This window comes from Allocoleopsis sp., from assembly GCF_036703385.1.
GTDB lineage: Bacteria > Cyanobacteriota > Cyanobacteriia > Cyanobacteriales > Coleofasciculaceae > Allocoleopsis.
The window spans coordinates 1-8,610 of the sequence record NZ_DATNPA010000346.1 but is presented as its reverse complement, the minus strand read 5'-3'; the positions used below and the strand labels follow the sequence as shown (position 1 = coordinate 8,610).

Here is an 8,610-nt window from a genome sequence, read left to right as displayed (position 1 = left end):
AAAAAGTTACTTAACCCGATAGGGGTAGCAGGACTTGCAGTTTTCGGGTTTTTACCTTTTGCTAATCCTGCAAAATCTAGCGGGGAATATCAAGATTGGGAGCATTCAGTGGAAAGAGTTATTTTTACTGGATTAGGTGCTAGGCTGACTACTTTTGACACTGTTGCGCCCATTAATTATGCCCAAAACGATAGAGAGTTATCACGAAAAATATGTAACAATTCTCCACAATCTAGTCCAGGGCAACAAACACTCGTATCCAAACCAGCAGATGTTAATGGCTATAGAATACGCGTTGAATTACGTTCATCCAACCAATCTAGAACCAAATGGGTCAGAGCTTGTGTGCCACGAGGTACAACTTTATATCTTAAAGATAATTCTGGCAAGCGATACGTTCCCTATACCACTGAAGTTACCGGATGGAACTACGGTGATAAATTCAACTCTACAAGTCAACTTCGGGCTTGTGCAGAGTATTCGAGTGTAGGAGAATTGTGTACAGATCCACACTAAGTAACTAAGTTTAATTAGGTGTAAAGATAAATTTATCCTTTGCCATTTTCCAGATGATAATCAAGAAAAAATTTATTATTACTGCTGTGACAGTCTTAGGTGTTGCTGCGGTAGTGGGTATTTACTTGTTAACTAGCTCTCAGCAAAAACTACTCTGCCACAAAACCTCTTGTAGCAACTTGGATGCTAGGCATCAACAATGTGATGCTGATGCAGAAACAATAGCAGAGGAGAAATTTACCGAAACTACTATTAAACTGAGATATTCACCAAAATGTGATGCGGCTTGGGCAAAAGCAGCGGTACCTACTTATTCAATTCTTTATGTTGAGGATGCTCAGGGTAGGAAGTATGGTATTTACGAAGTTCCCAATGATGAAATACCAGGCGAACACTATGGAAATATGGGAGCTGGACAAAATCTTAAAGCCTGTGTTTGGCTAACAGATAATAGACATCTTTGTACGAAAATAGCAAATCAATAATGTTCTTTTCATAAAGAAAGTATTCTTCCTCATCCTAATTACTAAAGAATATGGTTCGAGACTATTCTGACAAAAATTTAAGAGGAGAAGATTTCAAGGAACAAAACCTCAAAGGGATTAAATTTATCAATTCTGATATACGAGGTGTAGATTTTACCAATGCTAAGCTCGAAAATGCAGACTTTCAAGGTGCAAAAGCTGGATTACAACCATATTGGAAAATTTTTTTATTAATTGTATCATTTACTTTTGCAGCTTTACTAGTTATTATATTAGAATTTATTGGGCAGCGATCCGGGGATAGAATAATTTATCTTTATAAGCCTAACCCTGGCATTTATCCAAATGAAGTTTTGCAAAATATTTGGATTGCTGCAATTATAATATTGATGCTTATCGTCTTCATTTTCACTGTACGCCAAGGATTAGAATCAATCTTGAAAATGACGGCTGGAGTTGGACTTGTAGCCGTCATTTTAAATTTGCTTCATGCTTTGATTCAAGCTGGAATTAGATCGGCATCTAGAGGCAAAATTGAATTTATCGCTGGGGATGCGATTAGGTCTTTAACTGGAACTGCAACTGGAAGTATTACTGGAATTGGAATTGGAGTTATAGCTGTCGCTGTAGCTGTACCCATAGCTGTAGCCCAAATTGTAGGTGGAGATAAAGCTAGATACGGACTAACATTCGCGGCTTTCTTCATAGTTATACCTGTAGCTATAATTATGCAAATAGCTGGGACAGCAAACACCCTTATTTCTATTGCTGTAACTCTTGTTGTGACGGTATCTGGTATATTTATGGGTGGCTATATTGCTAGCCAAGCTTTAAAAGGAAATGAAGGATATTCAATCGTTTTCAAGGTAGCTGTTGTTCTAGCTAGCATAGGTGGCACAAGCTTTCGTGGTGCTGACATAACTAATGCTAATTTCAGCAACACAACATTAAAAAACACAGATTTTAGACAAGCGACGGTAACACGAACCTGTTGGTTCAACAGTACACAAACTAACCTAGCTAGATGGGGAAGCACTATCTTAATTGAGCCGGATGTGCGGAATTTACTGGTCGGGCATAAGGGTGGAAACGGTAACTACATCGGACGCAACCTCAAAGGGGCAAACTTGGCAGAGGTAGATTTGAGCGGTGCAGATTTAACCGAAGCGGATATCAGTGGAGCTACCTTAGAAGGTGCAAATCTAGAAGGTGCAAACTTGACCAAAACTCAGGCATTGGGTGCAAATTTCAGTCAAACAACCCTCACTGGTGCATGCTTGGAAGCCTGGAATACTGACAGCAGCACTCAATTACAAGAGGCAATTTGTGGCTATGTGTTTTTACTGAGCAATCAAAGAGAACGCCGACCCAGCAGTGGCAATTTTGCTCCCGGAGAATTTGGAAAGTTGTATCAAGAGTTTCTCGATACTGTAGTACTAATTTTTCGCAATGGTGTTGACTGGAAAGCCTTTGTTACGGCATTCAAGAACGTGCAAGTTGAGAATGAAGGCACTCTACTGACAATTCAGAGTATTGAGAATAAAGGAGATGATGTTGTTCTTGTTAGGGTTAATGTTCCGCCTGATGCTGATAAAGCTAAGATTCACAGCGAATTTAATCAACACTATGAAGATGCAATCAAATGTCTTGAAGATGAATACAAAGCAAAACTACAAGTGAAAGATAGTGAAATCATTCATTATCGTGAGCAGAATGCAAATATGTGGCTAACTATTCACCTGTTGGCTGCTAGACCTATGAGGAGCGTTGAAAACATTATGGGAGATAAACTCGTGAACGATCAAAGTCGCAATATCAATGTAAGTGGAGATTTTAACGTTAGCGAATCAGTTTTTAATATAGGTGAGATTAGCGGCAAAGTGACGAATGCCATTAATCAACTTCCTGACGATACATCAAAATCTGAGCAGCCCGGAATTAAAGAGCTATTAATTCAGCTAAAAGAGAAGATTGAAGCAGAATCGCAGCTTCCAGAGAAGAATAAAACTAAGGCACTCAAGCAAGTGGAAGTTCTGGCACAGGCATGGCAGAATCCTGATAAAGAAGCTAAACGAAATCTAGCCGATGATGCCATAACCATGCTCAGGGGATCAATCACTGTTCTTCCTAAACTTTTAGAAGCGTGTAGTCATTTATTTCCTCTGATTGAAAAACTGTTCAGTTTATCTCTCTAGTTCCGTTGAATCTACTGTTTTGAATTGGTTTATTCTGAGTCAAAATACGTAAAATTCTTCAGAGGTTAAAATGCTGTTCATACTAACATTATGGGTTTAGCGATCTGTTCTGATCCAAGATATTGACTAAAAGCAAATAGTGCAAAGCTTTCAGGCAATTAAAGGGACGATTAGAGCTTATACTCACTACACGTTAAAAGCGTTTAAGCAAGTTGCGATCGCAAACATAGATAAAGTCACCCTAGAATTCGGCATCGAACTCGGCGGAGAAGCTGGAGTTCCCTATGTCACCAAAGGTACAGCTAAAAGTAACTTGAAAATTACAGTAGAATGCTCGTTTCCTGAAAGAACTCAACAGCAATCTCAACCCAATCAAGGAGTACCAAATCAAGGAAATATATAGCATAAATTCGCTAATTTTAATTAGAAGTGTGGCAGTTATTCAACTGTCCACCCAAGATTTTCACGTAACAACTGCCAACTCAGTGAATCAAGGGCTTCAGACGACACCCACATCGGTAAAACAATGACAACGCAGAAACTGCGCCATTGAATCCCCTGCCAGGGTAGACTTCAGCGTAGGGTAGACAGTGAAAGCCAAGTATCAAACCCAGCTTTTCACAGGGTTTTCCCCAATATCCCTGCAAGTCCTACTCAGGCAGGATTGACTATGAGCACCCAATTACACGACGTACAGAGGGAGCAGAACTTCCTGCCACCCGTTACACCCGCAACCATCCAAAGGGTGAGGGAAGGGGTGGCGGCATCATGCGATCGCACGGTTCGCCAGTGTATCCACAACGCCTTTGACAATATCGAAACGATTGCACAAGGAGGTGGCGATCGCAGAGCAAGTGGGTGGCTGCGTCGTTGGGTACTGCGATCGCTCATTCACACTTTTTTTCGGGTGAAAGTCGAACACCCAGAACGGATTCCCCAAGAACCTGCCATCCTAGCCGCTAACCATCTCAGCCACATTGACCCTTTCCTCATCCTGTCTGAAGTTCCAGCGCATCCTTACTATTACATCCCAGGTGATGCTCGCACTCTGTATAACCGATGGTGGAAGCGCCAAGTTTTAGGGTGGGCTGGAGGTGTCATTCCCTTGGAACGCCGTTGGAAAGAAGAGATGGCTGTGATTGAAGCCGCTAAGGCCGGACGTAATGATCTCGCTGACTTGGCGGCGGCAATTGAACAGGATGTGCCAACGGGTGCCGATTTACACACTCTGCGCTGGATAGACCGTGCGGTTCAGGGTATATTTGCCCGTGGGGATGGGATGATGATTTTTCCAGAAGGAAAACTGGGAAGTGTTGAGGGAGAGTTGCAACTGCCGTTGGCTCGTGGAGTTGCCATCTATGCCTTACGTGCAGGTGTGCCAATTGTGCCAGTAGCGCTGATTGGAACGCAAGACCTGTATCTTGGCAAAGAATTAACCATTCGGTTTGGTGAACCGTTGCACTTTTCTCAATGCGATCGACCAAAGCCGCAGGCAGTCAAAATAGCTTTGGAGGCTTTGCAAGATGCGCTGATGGCACTTTTGCCTAAAGATTATCAGGAACCGAACGGGTTAAAGCTGTTGCGTTATTTTCTGAATCACTTCTTTTGGTAAGGCTTGTGAGTGAGAATATTATGTTTTTTAACGCAGAGAGTCGCAGAGGAAGGCGCAGAGGGGCGCAGAGGATTTGAAGTTAAGTTTCGGTGATTTTCTAGGGATGTGGAAACGATTTGATTCCTAATTTTTAAGTGAAACCTAATGAATAAAGTTGATTTAGCTTTTACACCAGCTCTTGAACAGGCTCAGCTTATCCGCCAAGGTGAAGTATCACCGTTGGAGTTAGTTGAAGTTTACTTGGAGCGCATTCAGCAGTTAGATTCCCAGTTAGGTAGTTACTTCACGGTGGTAGCAGAGATGGCTCTAGCAGAGGCGAAAGCTAAGACGGAGCAGTTAGCACAAACCAAGGATGTTTCAGAACTTCCGCCTTTTTTTGGGGTGCCGATTGCTATCAAAGACCTCAACCCCGTTGAAGGGATTCGCTGCACCTACGGGACACCCTTGCTGATGGATAAAATTGCGGCCTACAGTGATGCTGTGGTCACGCGAATTAAGCACGCTGGCTTTACGATTCTCGGCAAAACCGCAACTTCGGAACTGGGTTCTTTGCCTTACATCGACCAACCTGGATTTCCACCCAGTCGCAATCCTTGGAATCTGGACTATACCGCCGGGGGGTCGAGTGGGGGTGCCGCTGCTGCGGTAGCCGCCGGCTTAACTCCTATTGCCCAAGGTTCTGATGCTGGAGGTTCGATTCGGGGGCCAGCATTCTGTTGTGGATTAGTGGGAATTAAGCCCGCACGGGGTCGAGTGTCCTATGCACCACTAGGCGATCATCTCAATGGTATTGCGACGAATGGCCCGATCGCTCGGACGGTTGCAGATGCAGCGGCTCTATTGGATGTGATGTCGGGTTATGTAACGGGCGATCCCTACTGGTTACCCAATCCAGAAACCTCGTTTTTAGAGGCCACCCGTCAAGCACCTAGTCAGTTGCGAATTGCCTATTCTCCCTCAGTACAACCTGTCGGTGAAGCGACAGAAATTTGTCAACAAAGTGTTAAAGAAACGGCGCAATTACTGCAAGGAATGGGACATAGTGTTGAACAAAGCTGTGCTGATTTTACAGGTTTGATTGAACCGTTTAAGAAAGTTTGGTCGGCAAGCGTGACGGTAGCGGGGATTCCAAAAGAGGTACTCAGCCCGATGAATCGCTGGATTGCTGAGCAGTCGGGTTCTGCTGGGGAGTACTTGCAAGCGGTTCACCAGATGCAAATTGTGGCGCGGCAGATTGTGGCGTTCTTTGAGGTTTTTGATGTCTTGGTGCTGCCCGTTTATCTGCACCGACAAATCCGGATTGGCGAGTGGGCGGATTTGAGTCCGGCAGAGACGTTGGAGAAAATTATTGCTTGGATTGCGCCCTGTCCACCGTTTAATGCCAGTGGATTACCTGCGATCGCACTTCCTACTGGGTTTGATGATTCTACGGGTTTACCAATGGGTGTGCAATTAGTTGGACGCCCCGCCGCTGAAGCAACACTGATTTCCTTAGCCGCCCAGATAGAAGCAGCTAAGCCTTGGAGCCAGCACCGTCCGGCTTTATTTAGCGCAAAGTAAATCTACTGTCTATAAGCTCAGTCACTGATTGGGGAATAAATAGCACGAAGAGAATAAAGCTTCATGATGTGATGAAGACTTAATCAAGTCCATTAAAAAGACAGTACTTTTAGTCGGATGAGGAGAAAAATAGGATTAAGCCTGCAATACACTAACCCTGAATTAGTTATGCGTATTAAGATTAATCTTACACATATCCTCATCCTAGCTGTGCTATTTATTTCCTTTGGCGATCGCGTGCTTCCCCAGCCGATGAGTAGAGCCAGTACTCAGACTAGAGACAGTGTCAATCAATTGTTCAATCAGATATTTCCTAAAGTGCAACCAGGAAACCCTACTAATTGAACTAACTGCATGTACAACTTCTGTTTTTTATTCCCCCCTTTTTAAGGCCGGAGTTCATACGAGGATCTAGGGGGGAGCTGCCAGGATTGACGCAACGTTTCCGATCCCCCCAACCCCCCTTATCAAGGGGGGCTAAGAAGAAATTGCAGATTACTTAACTACTAATAGCCTTCTTCTCAATATTTCTAGACTTTCTTCAACCAGCTAAACATAGCGCGTAAATCTTTACCCACTTCTTCAATTGGATGTTCAGCTTCTTGACGCCGCATGGAGGTAAATCCAGGTTTGCCGGACTGATTTTCTAACACAAATTCACGGGCAAATTGTCCCGATTGAATCTCACTGAGGATTTTACGCATCTCAGCCTTGGTTTGTTCATTCACAATCCGAGGGCCACGAGTATAATCCCCATACTCAGCGGTATTGGAGATGCTATCGCGCATTTTTGCCAGTCCACCTTCAACAACCAAGTCAACAATCAGCTTGACTTCATGCAGACACTCAAAATAAGCCAACTCTGGCTGATAGCCGGCAGCGACTAAGGTTTCAAAACCGGCTTTAATTAAGGCACTTAAACCACCACACAAGACGGCTTGCTCTCCGAATAAATCGGTTTCTGTTTCTTCGCGGAAGGTGGTTTCTAAGATACCGGCACGGGTACCACCAATACCTTTAGCGTAGGCCATTGCGCGATCGCGGGCTTGACCCGTAGCATCTTGATACACGGCAAACAGACAAGGAACACCTTCTCCTTGCTCATAAGTGCGCCGTACCAAATGCCCTGGCCCTTTTGGTGCAACCATCACCACATCCACATTGGCTGGAGGGACAACTTGACCAAAGTGAATGTTAAAACCGTGAGCAAACGCCAGGATTTTTCCTTCGGTTAAATTAGGCGCAATTTCGTTTGTGTAAACGGTTCTTTGTACTTCATCGGGCAGCAAGATCATAATCAGGTCAGCGGCTTTGGCGGCATCAGAAACGGAGTGAACTTTCAACCCAGCTTCTTCAACTTTCGCAACAGATTTGCTGCCCGGATACAGCCCGACAATCACATTGATGCCACTATCTTTAAGATTGAGGGCGTGGGCGTGACCTTGAGAACCATAGCCGATGATGGCGACTGTTTTATCGGCAAGAAGGTCTAAATTTGCATCAGCATCGTAGTACATCCGAGCCATAGAGGCATCTCCTTGAGCAAGCATTGTGAATTGGCGGACTCTTGATTCTACCGCGATGTGTATGCAGTTACGACGCGATCGCACCTTGATTTTAGGCAGCTAATGCCAATGCTGGAATCGCTCGCCTCGTTACGGAATCAGTTCGGTATAGGTAACGTTGACGGTGGTAAACTTCCCTTGAGTTACTTTAATGGTCTTGAGTTTATCCCTACTATTCAGCACTAGGTAATTAGAGTCCTGGAATTTAGGCACAAGTCTGTACCTTCCGGGCTTGAGAGTAACGCGGAAGTATCCTTCTTTATCCGGTTTAATGTCAGCGACTTTGCGCCCTGCCTGATTCAGAACGGTGATTGGGATAGGCATCCCAGAGATGACAGGTGCAACCTTTCGTTCACTCCCATCTGGGTTACGCTGTATAATTCCAGGCATTCTACTGCTGGTTGAGCGTCCCTCAATCCCACTCACGGATAACTTCCGGGTTGGAGGTGGCGAATCGCCCCCTGAAGCTAGGTGCACTGCATCTTGCCGAAATGGCTGTTTGACTGAGTTGGGGGCTGGGGAATCCTGTGCCTGTAGAGGCTGAGCTAGGGCTCGCCCCGATATGACTTGTAAGTGAGTTGGCAAGAGGGCGTTGGTTGAAGTCGCGGTTATCTCTAAGGTAGTTAGTACCAGAACAGCACTTGTCAAGTGGCGAACATCAAGCATGAATTTCTAGG

At 44.6% G+C, this 8,610-nt stretch carries 8 protein-coding genes and 1 pseudogene; 7 read left to right on the top strand and 2 right to left on the bottom strand.

What is annotated here, in order from left to right:
- The 7 genes and pseudogenes from V6C93_RS17250 to V6C93_RS17220 form a co-directional block, all read left to right on the top strand.
- On the top strand, positions 1–516 hold a 516-nt coding region (locus V6C93_RS17250), incomplete at its 5' end, for a hypothetical protein (protein WP_333477905.1).
- Between the two features lie 53 nt (positions 517–569).
- Complete coding sequence (locus tag V6C93_RS17245) at positions 570–1,001, top strand: DUF2690 domain-containing protein (RefSeq protein ID WP_333477904.1); 432 nt, start codon at positions 570–572, stop codon at positions 999–1,001.
- Between the two features lie 50 nt (positions 1,002–1,051).
- Positions 1,052–3,196, top strand: coding sequence for a pentapeptide repeat-containing protein (locus V6C93_RS17240; protein WP_333477903.1), 2,145 nt, complete (start codon positions 1,052–1,054; stop codon positions 3,194–3,196).
- A 130-nt stretch (positions 3,197–3,326) separates the two neighbouring features.
- Positions 3,327–3,599: pseudogene (locus V6C93_RS17235) on the top strand (CU044_2847 family protein); the annotation flags it as partial.
- 267 nt (positions 3,600–3,866) lie between these two features.
- Positions 3,867–4,808 (top strand): 1-acyl-sn-glycerol-3-phosphate acyltransferase, encoded by a 942-nt coding sequence (locus tag V6C93_RS17230; protein ID WP_333477901.1) that lies wholly within the window; start codon positions 3,867–3,869, stop codon positions 4,806–4,808.
- Between the two features lie 144 nt (positions 4,809–4,952).
- The gene (locus V6C93_RS17225; RefSeq protein ID WP_333477900.1) at positions 4,953–6,368 is read left to right on the top strand and encodes an amidase; all 1,416 of its coding nucleotides are present in this window, start codon (positions 4,953–4,955) and stop codon (positions 6,366–6,368) included.
- 168 nt (positions 6,369–6,536) lie between these two features.
- Positions 6,537–6,713 (top strand): hypothetical protein, encoded by a 177-nt coding sequence (locus tag V6C93_RS17220; RefSeq protein ID WP_333477899.1) that lies wholly within the window; start codon positions 6,537–6,539, stop codon positions 6,711–6,713.
- Between the two features lie 185 nt (positions 6,714–6,898).
- On the opposite strand, the gene ilvC is transcribed toward V6C93_RS17220, so the two are convergent.
- Together ilvC and V6C93_RS17210 are read right to left on the bottom strand one after the other, a co-directional pair.
- Positions 6,899–7,894: a ketol-acid reductoisomerase gene (gene ilvC / locus V6C93_RS17215; RefSeq protein WP_333477906.1), complete on the bottom strand. Its 996-nt coding sequence runs from the start codon at positions 7,892–7,894 to the stop codon at positions 6,899–6,901.
- A 129-nt stretch (positions 7,895–8,023) separates the two neighbouring features.
- Complete coding sequence (locus V6C93_RS17210; RefSeq protein ID WP_333477898.1) at positions 8,024–8,599, bottom strand: carboxypeptidase-like regulatory domain-containing protein; 576 nt, start codon at positions 8,597–8,599, stop codon at positions 8,024–8,026.
- Positions 8,600–8,610: the final 11 nt, after the last annotated feature.